Origin of the sequence: Luteibacter sp. Sphag1AF, from assembly GCF_014192715.1 — a bacterium.
In the GTDB taxonomy this organism is placed as follows: domain Bacteria; phylum Pseudomonadota; class Gammaproteobacteria; order Xanthomonadales; family Rhodanobacteraceae; genus Luteibacter.
In genome coordinates, this window is sequence record NZ_JACHYH010000002.1 from 212,291 (window position 1) to 230,425 (window position 18,135).

Below are 18,135 nucleotides of genomic sequence, written 5' to 3' on the forward strand. Positions count from 1 at the left end.
AAACAGGGCATCACGTCCCAGCCGATGCCGATACGAGGCTTGCGCAGCCGTACCTCCTGCACCTGGCCCACCACCGTGGCGCTGCGAACCGCGCGATCCGCTTGTCGTCGACAGTGCTGGTAATACCCTTGCCGGCTCCAAGCCGGGGACGGGCTTTTGCGCGAGGACTTGCCCAAAGGCTTTTTTACGCGACCCATGACGCACTTTTGGTCCAGTCGTGCCGACCATGCTCGCGCAGCCACACCAGCACCGTCGAGCGCCCCTGGATCCCATAGCGTGACTGCGCCTGCTTATCGGTCAGCTCGCCTTTTTCCACCTGCGCCGCCACGGACCATGTAAAGGCCAGGGTGTAATCACGCTGCGTTCGTTTGACCCTGAATTCACGGACTCGCCTTTTCTTGAGGGAAAAGGTGTCAGCTCATTTCAGGACGGGCCACCGGACGTAAAGGCGAGGTCGCGTCGCGCCTGCATGAGTAAATGCTCAATCTCATCACCCAACCATGTTCCGCAAAATCCGTGGACGCCCGTTGGCGGGGGGCGAGTTCGGGGGCGCAGGACGCTCGCGAAAATACGTCACTCCAACCCCAAAACAAAAAAGCGCCGGACAAGCCGACGCTCTTCACTTCACAACATTGGGCTGCGTTTTATCAGGCACCGACCTGATGGTTATGGGTATCCAGAAGCCCATGCACGGTCATCAGATGCGCCAGGCCGACGATGTGATCGACGTGCAGTTTTTCCATCAGACGCTGCTTGTAGGTCGATACTGTTTTCGGACTTAGATTCAGACGGTCACCGATCATCGTGAGCGGCATGCCGCGCACCAGCATCATGGCCACTTCCATCTCGCGACTGGAGAGGCTGTCGAAAGGTGAATCAGACCCGTCCAGCGTGGCCAACGCCAGCTGCTGAGCCACGGAAGGCGCCAGATAACGCTTGCCGGAAGCTACCTGACGGACAGCCGACATGAGCTCTTCAGCGGAGCAGGCCTTGGTGAGATAGCCGAGTGCACCGGCATCCAGAAGACGCTTCGGAAAGCGCGCGTCATCGACCACCGTCAGAATCACTACATTCGTACGAAGCTTGGCGCGGACAATGCGCTCGGTCAGCTCCACGCCGCTCATGCCGGGCATATGCACGTCAATCAGCGCGAGATCAGGGCCTGTTGAACGAATCAGGCGCATGCCCTCTTCGGCCGTGCCCGCTTCGCCACGTATCCGCACGTCGGGGTGCTGTTGCAAAATCATCCTGAAGCCGGTGCGTACCAGCTCGTGGTCATCAACGAGTACCACGTTAATCATACGATTGCCCTCCCTGGGCCGACTGTATATCGGTTACGCCCGACTGGGCCGGAAATTGACAGGTCCGGCATACAATGCCAGATGTGCAGGGCCGACAGCCAGCGCCCCGACATCATCGTCGTTAGCCTTGTCACTCAATAGCGGCCAGCGCCTACGCACTTGCGTGACACGGCCTGAGGATCGTGTCATCTTCTCCCCCAGCGGCTCGCACGGGATTATGCCGCGCCCGTCTGTCGGTTTTACGACAGGATACTTCGGGTTCGGAGACGTCAGGCTCACCGGCCCGGTTAACGACAAGGAAGGCATACATGGAAGATTCTCCCTACCTGCGCGGCTCACTGGCTGCTGCCCAATCTGCTCTTGAACTCGCTCTGGCCACTCATCCGCATCCGGAAACCGTCATCCAGGCGGTCTCCGAGGCCATGACGACGTATCGGCCTGACGACGATCTGGGCGATGTACGCGCCTTTGCCGAAGGCTGGATGGCCGTACTCGTACCCCTGCTGACCGAGCAGGCGCTGCGCGACAGCTTCTACAACTCCCCTGACGCAGTCGCCCTGCCACGCGGGCGCCGCACGCACCACTGAGCACGGCACGCTCACGAGGCGCCTACGCCGCCGTCAGGGCACAGGCGCCATGGTTCTCCTCAAGGCAATCGTGCCCTTGCAAGGAGATCCGTTATGGCGAACGAAAAAAATCGTCCCCCGGCTGTGCCCGGTCAGGAAGCTGACGCCGAGGCCCGTCGAAAGGATGACCGGAATCCTGACCGGCAAACGCCCACCGACTCGTCAGGCGATGCGCTGGACGGTACCGGCGAAGACAACCACAAAGCAGACAGAAGCTGACCTTTCCGCGCGCACGGCACGTGCCGTGCGCGCGAAAGACCAGTATGGACCGCGAGGACACTGGCAACAGTTTCGCCAGAAACCAGTCGCGTGCGATTTCTGACCGGTGTCGTTCGCTGCGACACCCACGGCAATGCCAGGGCGAAATTTCTGAAGCTGAAATGCGACGCCGACCAACTGCGCGAGCCTGTCGCAACACGAAGCGACGTTCGTCAGTTGTAGCTCATGTTGAGCCGGACCTGGCTTTCCACAGCGCCTTTACCGACCGACGCCCCGGTTTTGTAGTACTGCGCTTTTAATGGCAACGTCGCGCTACCGCCCGTGATCGTGACCCGACGTGAGTTGTTGGTTCCATTGGCACCGATGGTTTCGTCTGCACCGGTAAACAGGCGGATGCCTACCCCCGTTGCACCACCCACGCTTGTGTTTTTGAAGATGAGCGGGTTTGCAGGGTCCGGAGTGCCATTGGCAAAAGTGAAGGTCGCAGCGATCGCCCCCAGACGGCATTGATCTGCGCGAATGCTGAATTCCGTGGTGCCAATACCCGGCGTATCACGAAAATCGTGCGCTCTCACCGGATTGAGCTTCACCCGCTTATTCAGATCGCCCACGCTGATATCACACGTGGGATTTTCAACGATGACCTGACCCCATCCGTTATTGAACTCGATAGCCGTCTGAGTGGCGACAACGGTGGCATGCGAGATCGCGGAGGCCCCTAATGGCGTGTTCAGAGTGCCTCCACTGCCCACGCTCTCGCGCGTTCTGTAGTAGTCGATCTGAATGCGCCTTTCGCGCGGCGGCAAAGGGCGACCCGTTCCATCCATCGTGAAATACCAGTCGATCCCAAAATAGACGTGAGAATGAGTCCAGTATTTGCCGGTGTCCGGATCCTTCACGGTAAATCCGACTCCCGAAATGTTCGTTCGTTGAATCGGCATGTTCTCACTGTTGAAGGAACCTGAGAACGTGGGGGTATAAACCATGACCGGCCCGGGGTTCACGTTGGAGTCGTATGGATCACAACGGAAGCCATCAGCGGAATAGGTCTTCGTTTCGCTCCACAGAACCTTTCCAATCGGATCGTACTGACTTACCTTGATTTTTGGTGATGTAAACAGGACGTAGATGCCCAAGCCCACGACACGGCAAGACGCGGCTTGAACGATACATGGTGCGCACAACAGCACCAGACAAAGCGACCTGCGAAAAAACACCAAATCAAACGTGAGCACCATCATTACCTCTGACAAAAAGGGGCTGCCAACTTGCTGGCGCGATCCCGATGTCTGCGCCAGCACGATGCATCTGCGCAGACGAAAACGTCGCTACAGATAACTCATGTCGAGCTGAATCGGGGCAATGACACTCCCCGCCACGACATTGTTTCCGACCTTGTAATACTGCGCCGCGACGTGCAAACGGGATTGATGGTTGGTCACCCACCAGTCGATATGGCGCCCGGGGTAGATCACCGAGTCCGACCCATCTCCCTTGAAGTAGATGCGTACGCCTACACCTTTTGCGTCACCGAGATTCCTGAAAACCTCATGGAACGGCGGATCAGCTGCGCTTCCGGAAAATGCGAACCGCGCGATCAAGGCATCGTCATCGCAGTTGTCGACGGTGATGAAAAAATCCTTGTCGCCTCCACTCACGTTGCTGTTGAAGTGCGATGAGGGAAGGGTAGCCAGCTCGACTGTCCTGTCACGATCTCCTACCGAAATGTCGCACGTACCTCCCTCCACGATGCCTTTGATCGTGACCGTGGTCGTATTCTCTGCAAGCGCCTTGTGCGAGAACACTGCCAGCAAGGACGCAGCAAGGGACGGAAACGCAATCTGCATGAGGAAGCAATTGCGTGCCGGCGTCGAAAGCGATGTCATGAACTTCTCCCGCACATGATGTCTGACGCCAGGGATGCGCATCAGAACAGACGGCCAAATCGAACAGAGTCGACGTATTTCAGTTTCAGCTCGTGGAAGGCCGCTATTCGTAAGACATTTCAACCGTTGCCTCTGCCAGCACGGACCCCGAGCGGGCAGCCGTGCCTGACACCCGCCAATACGCCGCAATGAGATCAATCGTTGCCTGGCCTGCTGTCACGGCCACCGTGCGCGCGTTGTTCTTTCCGTTCGCATCAATCGTGGCGCCTTTTGCATCGGTAAGCTCCACGGCCACGCCGCGTGCGGTGCCGGTATTCAACCAGCGCAATGGATCAATGGGGTCTCCTCTGCCGGTGAAGGTGAACGTTGCATCGACAAGGCCCGGGCTGCAGTTGATGACCTGCAATTGAAAGTCACCGCCAGCAGGAATCACTCCGCTGGCCGGCAGGTCAGCAAGGGTGATGGCCTTCAGTTCAACCTTCTTGTCGCGCGAGCCCACCGACAGCTCGCACGTCCCCTGTTCAATCGCTCCCCTTACCGTGATCGTTGTGCTGTTGTGCGCCTGCGACGGCACGACAGGCGTGCCCAGTGCGGCAAGACCCATCACGCACGACAAGGCGCGGTGTCTACTGACATGTCGACGAATCATCACGATATGGATGGTCATAGGTCCTGGGTTCTCAAAGAGAGAAACACGTCGCGCTTAACCGGCTCGTCGTGCCGCTGCGACATGAGCGGCTGAGGCTGAGATGGACACGTTGCGACCAGGCCGTTGTGAACGGGCGTCATGGCGGTCCAGTTGGCATCCGGCCCATATCGACCGGTCCACTGCCTGGAGTCGCGCTCTTTGACACACGGAAGGTGAAATCGCTCGAAGTCACGCTGCTTTTTTTTGTCGCTCGCTGGCGGCAGATCCAACTGGATGCGGCAGCGCTCGTCGGCCGAACTACCCCACTTCACGACCAGCCCGGATGACTCGTCTATCCCGCGTACAAACACGCGACCGCCCTGCCCCACCACGCCAACGCTCTCGCCTTCGGCGTTGTACACGACGGCGCCGAATGGCAGTGCCGCGCCATCGGAGAGCACTGAGTCAATCATCAATGCCCGGCCGCTGACCGTTTCATACGTCAGCGCCACCACCGAGCGGGCGCGCGGCGCCACACTGGCCGTGGTCGTCTTCAGCTCAAGGCCGGCGCGGCTTCCCTTTGGATCGATGGATACGGTATTGCGCTGATAGGGCTGCAGGCCTGCGACCACTGCGTAGCCGCGAGCGTCAACAACAGCGCTCTGCACGCCTTCTACGGAGGCGCCCGCCGCGTCCGGCGCATGCACCAGCGCAAAGGTGTCGCCGGAATACGGCGTCAGCGTGAATCCGCCGGAGTGCGCAACCACGGTACCGGAAGCATTCGCGCTTACCTGACGATAGCCCCGCCCCTGTCCGATGCCCGCCGCCAACTGGGCAATCGGGCTTCGATAATTCATGTTCGCATTGATCGCGTTGCCGTTGGCATTCTGGCTGAGGTTGATGCCATAGCCTGCACTGGCCTTCCTGCCCAGCGCACCACTGACGCTCAATTGCGTGCTGTTTCCACCCTGCTGCGCGCGATCGAACGTCGCCGCGAGATGCGGCGATCTGCTTGCTGTGCCCAGTGGCATGCTGATTGTGACGAAGAACCGAGTATCGCGCCGGCCTTCCACCCGGTTGGGACGAAACGTCGGGGCAACGCCACCGACGTCGTAGACAGGCGCCAGGACGGAGTAGTCACTGATCCTGCTGCGCTGCGCTGTAAAGCTATAATTGATCGACTTCCAGCGATGGCTGTAACCAGCCGAGAAATCTATCTGGCGACCGCCGCCTGCCCAGAAATCCCGTGTGGAACTGGTCAGGAACAGTTGCCCCCGATCTTCGCCCAGCGGCTGATTGATGTTGACGTCAAAACGGCTTCGCTGGCGTTGCACGTCGGCACCCTGGGGGCCACGCGCGCTGGCGTCGCGCAGAAGGACCGCATCGTCGAGCCCTACAAAACCGCCCGTGGAGTAACGATAAGCACCCAGTGCAATGTTGGTACCCGTGACCGGAACATTGGCACTGTATCCCAGGCGATAACTCCAACCGCGGGTCTTCCGATTCCCAGGGGCATGATTACTGGCGTGCGTGACATCCAGCGACACGGCCCCCATACGCGTATTGAAAGCGGAACCGACAACGGCAGACCGGTAACCGTTGGCATACGTGATACCCCCGTAGGAGGTGACGCTGTTTGACAGGCCACGCTGAAGCGTCGCCTGGACCAGACCGGGGGTTTCGCGCAGATTTTGCTGAGTAACCTGCCCTGCCGCCACACTCCACTGCACCTGACCGGGCCGAAGCAACTCGGCGATGGATGCGTACGGCACAACGATGTGATTGACGCGACCGTCCGCCTCGATGACCTCCACATTCAGATCACCGTTGGTTCCTGTTGGATAGAGATCGTCGATCGCGAACGGACCCGGCGCAACATTCGTGTCATAGATGACGTAACCGCCCTGGCGTACAACGACGTGCGCGTTCGTTTCGGCGATACCACGAACTACCGGCGCGTAGCCGCGCTGCGAGTTGGGCAACATGCGCGGGTCGCTGTATAGACGCATGCCCCGCACGCGCACGCTATTGAACATGTCGCCGGGGGTAAAGGTGTCACCCACGACCAGTTGCCCCATCACCGAGGCAATGTCGTGCTGGAGATAGGTGGAACTGTTCTGGTAGTTGCGCCCCGAGCGTTGTGACCAGTTCAGTGCGCCAACATGCATCACGTGCCACGAGCCGAGATTCAACGATGCGTTGATGCCAACGTAACCGCTGGTGTCCGACGTATTCTGGCTTCCCGAGCGATAAACATTCGCGTTGTAGTTGAGAACACCTGCATTGATTCCGTCGTCCCACTGGGACGGATCGACGTAGCCCCGGGCCGTGCTCGCCATGTATATCTGGGGAACATTGATCGCCAGCTCCTGTGTGGAAACATCGAACAGGGCTGAAGCGCCAGGCACGTAATCTTCCAGCGCACCACAGAACGTACCCGCCGCTGGTATCGGCCTGGCCGGCGCGTGCGTTGCATCGCTTGCAATCGCCTGCAGATCCACGCCGAAGCCGCTTAGCGTCTTCACGTCGAAGCATGGCTGCACACTCTCGCCATCGCTCGCGCTGACAAAGGTGATATCCGAGCGCGACTGCCAGGACGTGTTGACGATGATGTCGCCCCGGTACGTGCCGGGAAGGACGGCGTTGGCCCTCTCGAACCGGGTCAGATCCACCTTTGCGTTGGAACTACCGGATGACAGGAAGTTCTCGTTGAACTGAATGAGCTCTACCCCAGACGCGTCAACGGCCTCGACTGAAGCGGCGCCAGCCGGCGCTGCTACAGAACCGAGAACGAGCGCAGGAAGCAACGAGGTCTTCCACGGGGAATCGGGCAGACTCACCTCTGGCCTCCTGGCACGACACAACATAGCGATACCTCCAAACAAGCGGCCAAAGCCAACACCTTGCCGCTTGAAAGCAGCATGGCCGATCACGCCGGCGATTGAGTGCGGCGGAGGGTCAGCGACCGATTGGCGCGTCCATGGATTTCACTGCGCCATAGTCATTGATGACCTTGAAGTGCGCCCTCGCTTCACCAAGGTTCATACCGGAAGAATCCGGCAGCGGAAAAGTTGTCGTACCACGGGGAAGCACCATGCCACCATTACGCGACCGGGCAGACCGGTCGCCGGCCATCAGCCCGACTTCGCTGAAGCTCACGTGATAAGGCGTCGGGTTGACGACTTCCAGAATGACATCGCTGCTGGCGTCGTTTCTGGCCAGCTTCCACGTGAGCTGGGACGCCGCGGACTCGACCTCACCGTGAAGCCCTTCCGGCCGGAAGAAAACCTTGATGCGCGTTCTCAGCGCAAACTGAAGCGCGTTGGTCGCATCCTTCCCTGCCTTTGGGGGAATCTCAAGCACGTTGAACCAGAACAACGTTTCTTTGTCCTTCGGCAACGGCTCATCCGTGTACACCAGGCGCACGGCCTGTCCCTTGCCACCTTCCATGCGAAACACAGGAGGCGATAGCACGAACGGAACCTTGGCCTGTTCAGGTGACAAGGAGCTGTCGCCTGAATCAAGCCACGCCTGCACGAGCACCGGTCGCTCCCCCTTGTTGGTGAGCTTTACCGTCACCTCCTTCTCTTCCGATGAATAGACCACGCGCGTACCGCTGATGATCACTCCACTGCGTGCCTGTCCTGCGAGTGCTCCCAGGCACACCGCGAACGCCGCAATGGCGCAATGCCGGATGTAGGACATGCCAGATGTCTCCTGTCGTCGGAGTGTCAGCGACCGAACAAACGGTCGCTGACGCGGAAATCAACTACGAGGGAATCAGTTGTAGTCAACCGAATAGATCAGGTCGGCCTTCACCTGACCGGACGTCGCTGCACCACCAGCGGCCAGATAGCGCGCCTTGTAAACAAACGAAGCTTCGCCATTGGCGTCAATCACTGCATCCTTGACATACGAGCGCGCCAGGTTGATCGGCGTGTCGTCTTCTTCGGTCAGCTGGATATTGACGTTGGTCGCTGCCGCGCCAAGACCTGTCCAGATATTTTCCAGAGCACCGGTGGACGGATTGATGTTGCCCAGCGTCTGGAACGAGAGACGTGCCAGCTTGGTGGTGTCGCAATTGTCTTCCGGCAGCGAACCCACCAGCATCGAGAACGTGCGACCTGGATGGGTGTCGCCCGCGGCGGCCAGGTCCGACTCATTCACGTCATCCAGGCGGACTTCAAAGCTGCCACGACCCTGGTTCGTGCCCGGACCACCCACCACGGAGCAGGTGTTGTCCTTGACCGTTCCGTAGAACGTGATGGTGCCGCCGCCAATGGTAGCGGCGTTGGCCATGCCAGCCGCCACGATACCTGCGGTCAGCACGATGGCGGAAACGATCTTGATATGCTTCATTCGCATGAATCCTTCGATGGTTGTTTCATCCATCGGGAGGATGTGGTCGCCACAAGGGTAGCGACCGCATCCTCCCGACATGCATAAGGACATGGAAATCGCACGGACGTCCAAACGACCTCGCCCATGGACTGCCAAAGCCCCATCCGACACGCGACCTCATGCACTTCATCGTGAAGCGTGCAACGCATGCGTCCGCGCACTGGTCCTTCACAGGATCAGTGGACGCGGATGGTAGGAGCGGCGTGGCAAGTGCCCGGATAGAGATCGTCTGAAATGGCGTGATCTCCATCTTTGCCTTGCAAGGATGGTTCCGGCGCAGCGCACGCGAAAGCGGCCGGACACTGAACTTCATTGGCCGGCGTGATCGTCCTTGAGGGCACCAGTCAGACGTTTCGGCGAGAGCGTGTGGTCATCTGCTTACACACGTACGGATGCGGGCTTACTCGACGACGAGGCATTCTCCTACAAGGATAAGCGCGCCATTCACACACGGAACGTGCGCGGTGAATGCCACGCAGAGGTATCGACAGGAGCGCTGTGCGGCGAGGATGTGTCGATTGCACAGCGCCCGGCTTTTCACGGGAGCGGATTGCCGCCAGTAACACCATGGATTCCTGATGCGTCTGCTTTCCAGCCACATTGACGAGGATGTCCAGCCCACCCAGCGCAGCGCTGGCGTCGGCAACCAGCGACTGGCAGAAGGCTTAGCTCTTCAGGTCACCGGCCATGCCTCGCGCCGTCCTGCCCTCCGCTTCGATCAACGCGATCACCTCATGCGCGTCAGCTTCTTCGCTGGGCAGATACGCGATCACCACGTCAGCTCCCTCGCGCGCAAACGCAATCGCCACCGCGCGGCCAATCCCGCTATCGCCCCCCGTAATCAGCGCTCGGCGGCCGTTCAATTTGCCCGAGCCGCGATAGCTTGTTTCGCCGTGATCGGCTTTAGGTTCCAGCTTGTTTACCGATCCTGGCGCGGACTGCTTCGGCGTATCAAACGGAGGACTGGGGAATGTTTTCGTCGGATCGACAAGACGAGGCGCATGGTCAGCCGGGGGCTTGGTCATAAGAACTCCTCAATGCGTGAGGAAGCCAAGACAGGCGGCGCTGCGTAGGGATGCCGTACATGCCCCGTCAAGGACTGGGCAGCGCTTTGCACGACGGAAAAAAACAAAACCCCGGGCAAGCCCGGGGTTTTGTTTGAAATCTGGAGCGGGAAACGAGACTCGAACTCGCGACCCCGACCTTGGCAAGGTCGTGCTCTACCAACTGAGCTATTCCCGCGTCGTGAGCCGCTTAGTCTAAAACAGACGATGGGCACATTACAACTACCTGCATTGAATTCGAAACACAGAAATCAAAACGTTCGCGATGCTGGCTCGGCGCTGGCCGGCTGGTTATTCCAGCTCCATGCGCTCGTCGGGGTCCATAGGCTCACGAAACCCAAGAACAATCTGAAGTGGTGTGTCGCGGCCGGCCTGGCACGACGCAACGAACAGGAAGCGGTCACCGCGCTCCCAGGCGCTTAGTGCACCGGCATCGGGATGAAGCTCCCATACCCACTCCCCACGCGTCTTGTGCGTCGCGTCGGGCGTCCCTAACTTCGACTCGCACAGTTCGCGCCAGCTGGCGAAGCGAGCCTTGTGTTCCATCAGTATGGCGTCGAGAGCCCCCTCCCCGTTCTCGTCATCCACACCCGGCACTTTTTGCTGGAACACCACCAGCTCATCCGAGGGGTTAGCCAAGAATGCGTCCAGTACCTCGGTATCGTTCCCCACCATGTCGACTTATCCCCTGTCATGCGCTGACTTGCGCCCGAGAATTCTCAAGCGTTGCTGCGCAACGGGTCAAAACGCCTTTGGAACCCTCAGATGGTGCCCGGACTGGGAATCGCAAATTGGCTTAAGATGGGGCTTTGAGGCGTACCATGTGCAACATATGTGCAGATTTTTAAATCACCGCGAACGCCTCCGCCAGTGATTCTCATGGATTGATTACATTCTGTTGTCCGTTACCGTGAAGCTCTTGCTTCCCGTGGCTCCAGCAGCGTCAGTGGCGACAACACTATAAACGCCGCTCACCGTCCCGGCCGGTGGGTTGGCAAGGCGGCGGAATGCCGTTGTTGGGCTGGTAGGTGTGGAAATGGTAAACGCGGCCCCCGAGACATACGAAATATTGTATGTGTACGGTGGCGTTCCACCTGATGCGCTTGCCGAAGCCGATCCAATGATGGCGTTGCCCGTGCCTACCGATGTCGATCCCGTCACGTCGGGCTGAGTGACGTTGATGGTGGTGGTTGCGGATGCTCCGCAAAGCTGCCCCATAGATATAGGGAGTGCGGTCGGGACATTTGCGTTCTGGGCCGTGTTTGGCACATAGGGTCCGCCGCGAAGAAAGAATCCAAGAGGACTACCTGCGGGTGCCCCAAACTCAGCGTAGACCTGCCCAAGCGTAATAGGTGGCGTTGCAGGAAGCGTCACAGTAGCCCCGCCTTCTTCAGGACGCCTTCAAGGAAGGCCACTCGCTCCAAGGCAATAGCTGCCTTGTCGATGCCAAGGTATCCCTCGTGGGTCGTAAAGACGTACTCAGGGGCGACCTTGCGAACCTCCTGAGCGACAAGGCCAACGGCGTACTCGTCCGTCTTCTTCCACGTCCAACTCTTGAGCTGGAGGCATGAAAGATTTCGCGGCTTGAACTTCCCAATGATCCTCTTGAGGCGCCTGTCAGAGGTCTGGATGACAGTCGGAGCCGTAATGGTCCCTCCGAATGTGACCTAGCCTCCGCTAGCATTGAAGCTCATGGGTAGAGCCACTGATGCCGCATCGCTGTAGGAATCAATGGCTGTGTTCGTTCCGCCCGTGGCCACGTACATATCCACTCGCTGGCCGGTTCCAGAGGCCCCTCGCGTAACACGTAGAACGGGGAAATCGGTGGCTCGGACGATGGCCCCGAAGCCGCTCGTCACAACGGCATTAAGCTACCCAGTGGTAGTAGTTCCTGTCACTGACAGGGCTCCAGGAAGATTCACGGAAGTGAGGCCTTCATGGACAACCCGGTAAGTCGTTGTGGTTAGCGAACCTCCACCAATCTTTAGTACATTGTCTGCGTCTAAGCCGAAGTTTATGCCGTACTGCCCTTGGCGAATGAAGTTGATATAAGCGGCCTAAGCCGATGTACCGGAAACCTCAGCCTGAATGACAAGGCCCCTTGTTGGGTTATTGACTGAATTAGCGATGGTGGAATCTTTCGCAGAGACGAGATTTTTCCCGCTGAGGGTAATGTCGCCAACCGGACGCGATGAGTTTACCTGCGTCCAGTTGCCTGAACCTTGACTGCGAAAGGTAATCACGTCTCCAGCATTTGTCGTGATGTCTCCGCCACCGACGAGAACAATTGCCGATGAGTTTTTGATCGTGCAGGCGCCCGAGAAATACACCTCTCTCTTTATGCCTGCCGCGACGGTTCCGAAGCTAGTGATAGTAGAAGCCCCGGTGACCGTAACCGCCTCTGCGTCAGCCGTACCGAGATCGGTGGTAGAGGCCGAGGGAATGGACGCCGAAGAAATGCCGTTCGTGCTCCGGGTGATTGCGAAGCCTGCGCGCAGGTAATCATCAAGACTATTTCCAATTGCGTCCGAGCCAGCGGGGCTGTTGTTGGCAGCAATCGTGAACAAATCCTACATCTTTACAGGAACACCCATGTTTGATCCTCAATCGTTCTTCGTTCGACTATTCTTAGGGCTGATTATTGCGCCAGCAATAGGAATTTTGCTCTTCGGGACGGCCCGACTCATTGCCATGGCCATTGCTAAGTGGATGCCGGAATCAGCGTTGAAACGCCGCCTACTGACGGACACCGAGAGCGGACGACTGGCTTACAAGCCCAGAAGCTCCGGCCGCGACATCCGCAAGGGCTGAGCGCTGCTTGGCTGTCATCCTCGCGATGATTGCCTGCGACTCAGGCGCCTGCGGGTTGGCGATTACGCCGGCCAGCTTAGACTTTATCGTGTCATTTGTTCCGAACATTTTATAAAGAGCGTCCAGCGGCCGCAGGACGGTCCCCAGTAGACCGCTGTCGGCAAGACCTGGCAAGCCCAGTCCGTTAGCAGCCTCTCCCAAAAGGTTCTGGCTGGCAAGGTTCTGGACAGTATTAGATCCTGCCGACTTTCCGACACTGTTAGCCACTTTGACGCGACTCAGATCACCCAGAAGGGACTGGATGCTTTCCTTCTGCTGTGGGCTAAGGATGGCGTCCGCTGAGGCATTCTTTTGCCCCGTAATCTTCGCTGCCATCTGATCGAGACTGCCAACCGCGCGACCGAACGCGTCAGGCCGGATCACCTGATTACCTAGCGCGTCGATGTCTGCTGGATTGGCCGTGACGCGGCCAAGTAGGCCCTGAGCTAGCTCAAGCCGATTTACTGGAGCGCTACCCTGGGCGAACGACTGCCGTGCCTCACGGTACGCCGGGTTCTGCCGCTCCAATTCCCCGACAAATTCCCGTTTGGCGCTGGCGATGGCGTTCTGTTCCGCCTTTCCGATACCCATCTGAGGGGCGACGTTAAGCGCATCGTCCAGAGCCATCTTGACGTAGTGCTGGCCCTGCAACGTGCTCATCGGATCACCGATGTCTATGCCTGCATTCGCGGCGATATTTTTCGCCTGTTTAATCGCCGACTGGATTACCGGGCGTTGAGCAAGCTCCTGCATTTTCCCGGACGGAGCGAGGATGCTTGATGCCTATTCTTGGGCAGCCTATTGAATTTGCTTCGGCATGCCAGACCCCGCCAGAAGACCGGCATCCGCTTTTCCTTGCACCAGCGTTGCTGCTGCGTTCTGCTCCCTGGCGAGTCGCTGCGAATTGAAGTCGGTAAAGGCCTGGCCATACTTGGCCTGCGCCAAGGTATCCCGAGCTGATTTAGCTGCGGCCACATCAGCTTCCGTGCCAGCCATCTGCTGAAGGAGGCCAAGACGTGATGCGTTGTTCCCGGCCTACTGCTCGGCGAACTGGCGAGCGATGGCCGGATCGCTATCCGAAACGGCTCGCCGAAGCTGGGCAATACCTGCGTCACCGGTCTGCTCTGCAAGGTCCGCGTTAACCCCCGGAACGGCACTGGGCGTCGCCCGTTTGGCGGCATCACCGCCGAACCGGCTTAGCGTGTTGGCAACAATCTGGTCCTGACCACCACCAAAGAATGGGGCTAGAAGACCTTTCGCGCCACGGATACCTGCCCCGATGACGTTGACAGCCCCTTGGCCAGCCACGCCAGCACCAGCACCAAGCAACGTGTTGCCTGCTCGGCTCAACTCCGTCTAGTCACCTGCCAGCGGCTGTAGCGCACCCAGAAGGCCGCCAGATGCCGCCGCACCACGGTAGCCAGCAGGAAGAATGCCGCCGCTTAGGCCCGCCCCCTTGAGCGCTGTGCCGCCAGCAACCGCCATCCCTGCCTAGCCCGCAATATTGCCTGCGATACCGGCTTTCGTGTGCATGAGGGCCGCATCTTGATCGTTCGTCTATTGCTGCTCTTGCTTCAGGCGGTCATAAATGCTCGCCGGATTGATCGCGTCAGGGATGGCGTCCTGCGATCCGAGGGAGTGTCGCTGAATAAAGGCTGGGACGGCGATTGCGGCCTGCTTAAGGCCCTGCCACGTATCCGCAACAGCCTTTCCCGCACCCGCACCGAAGTTCTGAGAGTCAGTGCCGAGACCGTTAGCCGGAGCATCATCCAGTCCCACTAGATGCCCTAGCCCAGCCTTCCTGTAGAAATCTGGCGCAGGAACATCGGCGTAGTATTTTTGCCGGATAGCAGCCGCAAGCTTTCCGTCCGGAACATCGGCGTACTGGGGGTACTGCTGTCGAATGTCATCAAGTATCGTCACAGGCCAAGTCCAAGCGGGTCTTTTGCGTTGAGGTCGATAGTTCCGCCACCCATCTAAGGCGCGGCAGCATGTCCGTCGCCACCAGCAAGTTTTGCAAAGGTTGCGGCTGCTTTAGGAGTGACTACCTAGAGGCTCTTGGACCCATAACCGAGGGACTAGTTGGCCTGATCTTGCATTGCGGCCAGCCGACTCTGAACAAGTTCAGCATATGTCCTTAGGGTGGCCTTCAATTGTTCTTTCGGTAACCCTGCGTCAAGGCTATGAGCAATCTCTTGCCGGTCGCCTAGAGCGCTTTGACCACCTGCGAACAACTTCGCAGATTCATCGCCAACTGCTTTCGCTGCGGTGCCATAGGTACCTAGAGATGTAGCTCGGCCTGTGTTACCGAGGGAAGCGCTGATATTGTTCAGCTTATTCAGTGGGCCAAAATTGCTATTGTCGAGCTGGTCGAGTGCATCGTTTAGAGTACTCAGATGACCAGCGAGAGTATTCAGAGACTTCACCTGCTCGCCAAGCTTCCCCGAAGTGAATGCCTGGCGAGCTGCCGCACGCGACTTGTAGTTTCCAGCGTCAAGGGTTGGGTCTACCTGCTGTGCCACCTGCACGAGGCGTTGCCAGTTGGGGTCCATTGCCTGCTTGCCAGTCGGAACAGGATAGCGTCCGTCCACAATCGACTGCACGGTGGCCTTGTCAGCGGGAGACAGACTGTCGAACGTAACCGGTGCGCCGCTGGCGGCACCGCCAATCCCCAGCTTTGCCCTAATGTCATCCTCGCTCGCCCCGTACTGCTTGAGAAGCGCAATCTGCTGGGCAAGAGCTGATGTCGCCGATTGCTGAGGGGCAAAGCGTCCTGCCGTGGCAATTGTCTTGTAACTGCCATCGGCCTGTTGTTCCTGTGTGAGGATGTTGCTCCCCTGCTCGATCTTTCGGATGTCGGGCGTATTCAAGTCACGCTGCGCTTTCTGCGACTGCAACCCCACCAACTGATTCCGCAATTCGTTTTGATGAAGCTCCATCGCTGCCTACGGGTCGAGCTGACTAAGTGCCGACTGATAGCCCGGCATATCAAATGTTCCGTCAGGCTTGGCGAACTTAAGGGCAAGGTCCTATATCTGCTGGCGTCGCTGCATCTACTGCTGCTGATCCTGCATCTGCGCCTGCTTGAAGCGGTCCTGTATAAGCTGCTGACCGCCCTGCTGCACCGACTGAAGTCCTCCGAGAAGTCCACCTGCAAGAGCCTCGCCGGGGCTGACCTGCCGGGAATTGTTTGCAGCAAGTGCGGATAAGCCTGCTTGCAGAAGACCACCGCGCACCAGTTGCTGCTTATCGGCTTCGCTCAGTCCTGGCTAGTCACCAACAATACCGTCATACCAAGCCATTAGCGAAGCCCACCAAGAAGAGTCGGATAATTAGGAAGCACGTAGCCCGCAGGGGACTACTGAACTTGCCCAAGTTGGGCGACGGAGCTACGTCCTGGCAGCTGTGGCGTCTGGCCGGTGGCCTGAGTGGGTTTTGTCGCACCATAACTTGCGAGCAGCTTTTGCCAGTCCGTTCCAGGCTGGCTCTAGCCAGAACCGGGGAACTGATTCTGCTAAAGGGCCCACTGGCCTATTTTGGAGAAGTCCAGGCCCTGAGTGACCGGCGCAGCATTGCCACCGCCAAGGATTTGCGAGTAGTCCATCCCCTGCGGCGATCCCGCATTCCCAATGCTCTAATACTGCTATGCGTTAGCCCCCGCCACAGCATTCTGATTGGGAGCCGATGTTCCGGAAAGAAAGTCAAAAGTACCCATATCTACGCCTTAAAGGTAGTAAGAGAGCGCGCCTGCGGCCGCTCCGATGGCCGTTCCCCATCCCGGATAAATCTGCGAGCCAGCCGCTGCACCTGCGCCCGCCGAGGCCAGCGCACCGCCTGCCGTCTTGGGCCTGTATGCGGGGTTTGCTCCCGTCGTGGCCGTGCTCTGAAAGGACCCGGAGGTAGAGTTCAGGGCGTTTCCGTAGTTGGCCAGACGCTGCTGATCGTAACCGTAGTTTTTCTGATACCAGTCGTTGTAAGCCTGGTCGATATTTCCCTGGTTGTAGTCCTGCTGCAACTGGCCAAGCCCTGCATACGAATTAAGATACTGGTTCTGCAAGGCGCCCGTGCCAGTGATGGCGTTAGAAGCGTTGAGGATGGTCCCTGCGTTCTGCTGTGCGGCGGCAAGCTGATTTTGGAAACCCTGCTGCCACCTGTCGGCCTGAGCGTTGTAGTCCTGATAGCGCAGATTGCTTGTGTTGTCTGAAAGGCTCTTCGCCAAAGTCTGCTGACTGGCATCCTGAGCCTGTTGCATCGCAGATCCACCGAATGCACCGCCCTATGCGAACTGCGTAGGAAGTCCCACGCCAGCCCCGCGTAGGTATGAGTCGGTGATGTCGCGATTCGAGTTACTCACTACCTGATCGATATACTGGTTCGGGCCAGCATATGGGCTCTGCTGAGCATTCACGCTCTGGCCGCCATTCAGTAGGTTCTGGAGAGCAACGTTCTACGACTGGTTGCCTTGCGCACCCATCCGGGCAATCTGAAGCGCATAGTTCTAGTCGGCCGTGGGTGCCGCCGTGAGGTCGCCAGAATAAGACTGATACGGCTTAGCGTTTACTGCGTTCGTCTGATTGAAGAAGGACGTATAAGCATTCGACAGCCATGCTGGAAGCTCTGTCTTCGTGGTCGTGGTCGTGTTGCTCGGGGTTCCGCCGCCGCCCATATCAATTCACCTCATACCATGTGTGCAATTTAGTGGCGTACCGTTCCGGCCACTTGTCTTGCGGTGTGCAGAAAACAAGCCTCTCGTAAGGCGAGTTAGCCAGAACCATCTTCGCAATCTCGATGCCATAGTGCCCCGTGGATGGCTCCTTTGTGTAGCCGAGCCACAGATTCAGGGCCGGAGGCATAAACGGAAAGTGGTGAGGGGCAAGGACCGCAAAACCTGCGTACTCGTGCCCACCTTTCGTCACCATATACATGGCAGCGTGGCCCGACGCGATAGCGTGAAAAACATCCTCCGGGATGAATGGCTCATGGTTCGTGGAAATGATTTCCTCAATCCCCGGCCGAACAATGGGCCAGACCTGCCGAATGTCATGGACATGACTGAAGTGCATTACGCCATCAGCCGTTACACCATTAATCAAGTCGTTCATCAGTTGCCCGTCAGTGTTCTAACCTGAACCCATGTGCCCGGCGTGCCTGCCGCCACGC

At 58.6% G+C, this 18,135-nt stretch carries 19 protein-coding genes, 1 tRNA gene and 2 pseudogenes; 3 read left to right on the forward strand and 19 right to left on the reverse strand.

Translation table 11 applies throughout. The annotated features are described in order from the left end of the window. Positions 1 to 205: 205 nt before the first annotated feature. Positions 206 to 346: pseudogene (locus FHW69_RS19010) on the reverse strand (IS3 family transposase); the annotation flags it as partial. Positions 347 to 647: 301 nt separating this feature from the next. Continuing rightward, positions 648 to 1,301: a response regulator gene (locus FHW69_RS07810; protein WP_183422489.1), complete on the reverse strand. Its 654-nt coding sequence runs from the start codon at positions 1,299 to 1,301 to the stop codon at positions 648 to 650. A gap of 308 nt (positions 1,302 to 1,609) precedes the next feature. On the opposite strand from FHW69_RS07810, the gene FHW69_RS07815 reads away from it, so the two are divergent. Next, the gene (locus FHW69_RS07815; RefSeq protein ID WP_183422490.1) at positions 1,610 to 1,888 is read left to right on the forward strand and encodes a hypothetical protein; all 279 of its coding nucleotides are present in this window, start codon (positions 1,610 to 1,612) and stop codon (positions 1,886 to 1,888) included. Between the two features lie 93 nt (positions 1,889 to 1,981). Then, entirely contained in the window at positions 1,982 to 2,146 is a 165-nt protein-coding gene (locus FHW69_RS07820; RefSeq protein WP_183422491.1) for a hypothetical protein, read from the forward strand. A 212-nt stretch (positions 2,147 to 2,358) separates the two neighbouring features. Here the strand turns inward: FHW69_RS07820 and FHW69_RS07825 are convergent, their stop codons facing one another. From FHW69_RS07825 to FHW69_RS07900, 15 genes and pseudogenes are all read right to left on the reverse strand, one after another. Then, a complete protein-coding gene (locus FHW69_RS07825) occupies positions 2,359 to 3,447 on the reverse strand; it encodes a fimbrial protein (RefSeq protein WP_183422492.1) in 1,089 nt (362 codons plus the stop codon). A 27-nt stretch (positions 3,448 to 3,474) separates the two neighbouring features. Further along, positions 3,475 to 4,032 (reverse strand): fimbrial protein, encoded by a 558-nt coding sequence (locus tag FHW69_RS07830; RefSeq protein ID WP_183422493.1) that lies wholly within the window; start codon positions 4,030 to 4,032, stop codon positions 3,475 to 3,477. Between the two features lie 103 nt (positions 4,033 to 4,135). Further along, complete coding sequence (locus FHW69_RS07835) at positions 4,136 to 4,699, reverse strand: fimbrial protein (protein WP_183422494.1); 564 nt, start codon at positions 4,697 to 4,699, stop codon at positions 4,136 to 4,138. Then, a complete protein-coding gene (locus FHW69_RS07840; protein ID WP_183422495.1) occupies positions 4,696 to 7,500 on the reverse strand; it encodes a fimbria/pilus outer membrane usher protein in 2,805 nt (934 codons plus the stop codon). Before FHW69_RS07840 ends, FHW69_RS07835 begins: the two co-directional genes overlap by 4 nt. Positions 7,501 to 7,618: 118 nt before the next feature. Next, positions 7,619 to 8,365 carry a fimbria/pilus periplasmic chaperone gene (locus FHW69_RS07845; RefSeq protein WP_183422496.1) on the reverse strand — a complete coding sequence of 249 codons (747 nt, stop codon included), beginning with the start codon at positions 8,363 to 8,365 and terminating at the stop codon, positions 7,619 to 7,621. A 75-nt stretch (positions 8,366 to 8,440) separates the two neighbouring features. Beyond that, positions 8,441 to 9,019, reverse strand: coding sequence for a fimbrial protein (locus FHW69_RS07850; RefSeq protein WP_183422497.1), 579 nt, complete (start codon positions 9,017 to 9,019; stop codon positions 8,441 to 8,443). A gap of 623 nt (positions 9,020 to 9,642) precedes the next feature. Then, positions 9,643 to 10,086: pseudogene (locus tag FHW69_RS07855) on the reverse strand (SDR family NAD(P)-dependent oxidoreductase); the annotation flags it as partial. Positions 10,087 to 10,227: 141 nt separating this feature from the next. Beyond that, a tRNA-Gly gene (locus FHW69_RS07860) sits at positions 10,228 to 10,303 on the reverse strand. Positions 10,304 to 10,416: 113 nt separating this feature from the next. Next, positions 10,417 to 10,764: a hypothetical protein gene (locus FHW69_RS07865; RefSeq protein ID WP_183422498.1), complete on the reverse strand. Its 348-nt coding sequence runs from the start codon at positions 10,762 to 10,764 to the stop codon at positions 10,417 to 10,419. Between the two features lie 1,418 nt (positions 10,765 to 12,182). Continuing rightward, positions 12,183 to 12,692: a hypothetical protein gene (locus tag FHW69_RS07875; protein WP_183422499.1), complete on the reverse strand. Its 510-nt coding sequence runs from the start codon at positions 12,690 to 12,692 to the stop codon at positions 12,183 to 12,185. A 169-nt stretch (positions 12,693 to 12,861) separates the two neighbouring features. Next, the gene (locus tag FHW69_RS07880) at positions 12,862 to 13,728 is read right to left on the reverse strand and encodes a hypothetical protein (protein WP_183422500.1); all 867 of its coding nucleotides are present in this window, start codon (positions 13,726 to 13,728) and stop codon (positions 12,862 to 12,864) included. Between the two features lie 45 nt (positions 13,729 to 13,773). Next, complete coding sequence (locus FHW69_RS07885; protein ID WP_183422501.1) at positions 13,774 to 13,950, reverse strand: hypothetical protein; 177 nt, start codon at positions 13,948 to 13,950, stop codon at positions 13,774 to 13,776. Between the two features lie 60 nt (positions 13,951 to 14,010). Beyond that, complete coding sequence (locus FHW69_RS07890; protein ID WP_183422502.1) at positions 14,011 to 14,283, reverse strand: hypothetical protein; 273 nt, start codon at positions 14,281 to 14,283, stop codon at positions 14,011 to 14,013. A gap of 249 nt (positions 14,284 to 14,532) precedes the next feature. After that, entirely contained in the window at positions 14,533 to 14,898 is a 366-nt protein-coding gene (locus FHW69_RS07895; RefSeq protein WP_183422503.1) for a hypothetical protein, read from the reverse strand. Between the two features lie 155 nt (positions 14,899 to 15,053). Further along, positions 15,054 to 15,878: a hypothetical protein gene (locus tag FHW69_RS07900; protein ID WP_183422504.1), complete on the reverse strand. Its 825-nt coding sequence runs from the start codon at positions 15,876 to 15,878 to the stop codon at positions 15,054 to 15,056. A gap of 24 nt (positions 15,879 to 15,902) precedes the next feature. Here FHW69_RS07900 and FHW69_RS07905 point away from each other — a divergent pair, with 24 nt between their 5' ends. After that, a complete protein-coding gene (locus FHW69_RS07905) occupies positions 15,903 to 16,184 on the forward strand; it encodes a hypothetical protein (protein ID WP_183422505.1) in 282 nt (93 codons plus the stop codon). Between the two features lie 515 nt (positions 16,185 to 16,699). Here the strand turns inward: FHW69_RS07905 and FHW69_RS07910 are convergent. Together FHW69_RS07910 and FHW69_RS07915 are read right to left on the reverse strand one after the other, a co-directional pair. Beyond that, on the reverse strand, positions 16,700 to 17,227 hold the full coding sequence (locus FHW69_RS07910) for a hypothetical protein (RefSeq protein WP_183422506.1): 528 nt from the start codon (positions 17,225 to 17,227) through the stop codon (positions 16,700 to 16,702). 415 nt (positions 17,228 to 17,642) lie between these two features. Then, the gene (locus tag FHW69_RS07915) at positions 17,643 to 18,077 is read right to left on the reverse strand and encodes a hypothetical protein (protein ID WP_183422507.1); all 435 of its coding nucleotides are present in this window, start codon (positions 18,075 to 18,077) and stop codon (positions 17,643 to 17,645) included. Positions 18,078 to 18,135: the final 58 nt, after the last annotated feature.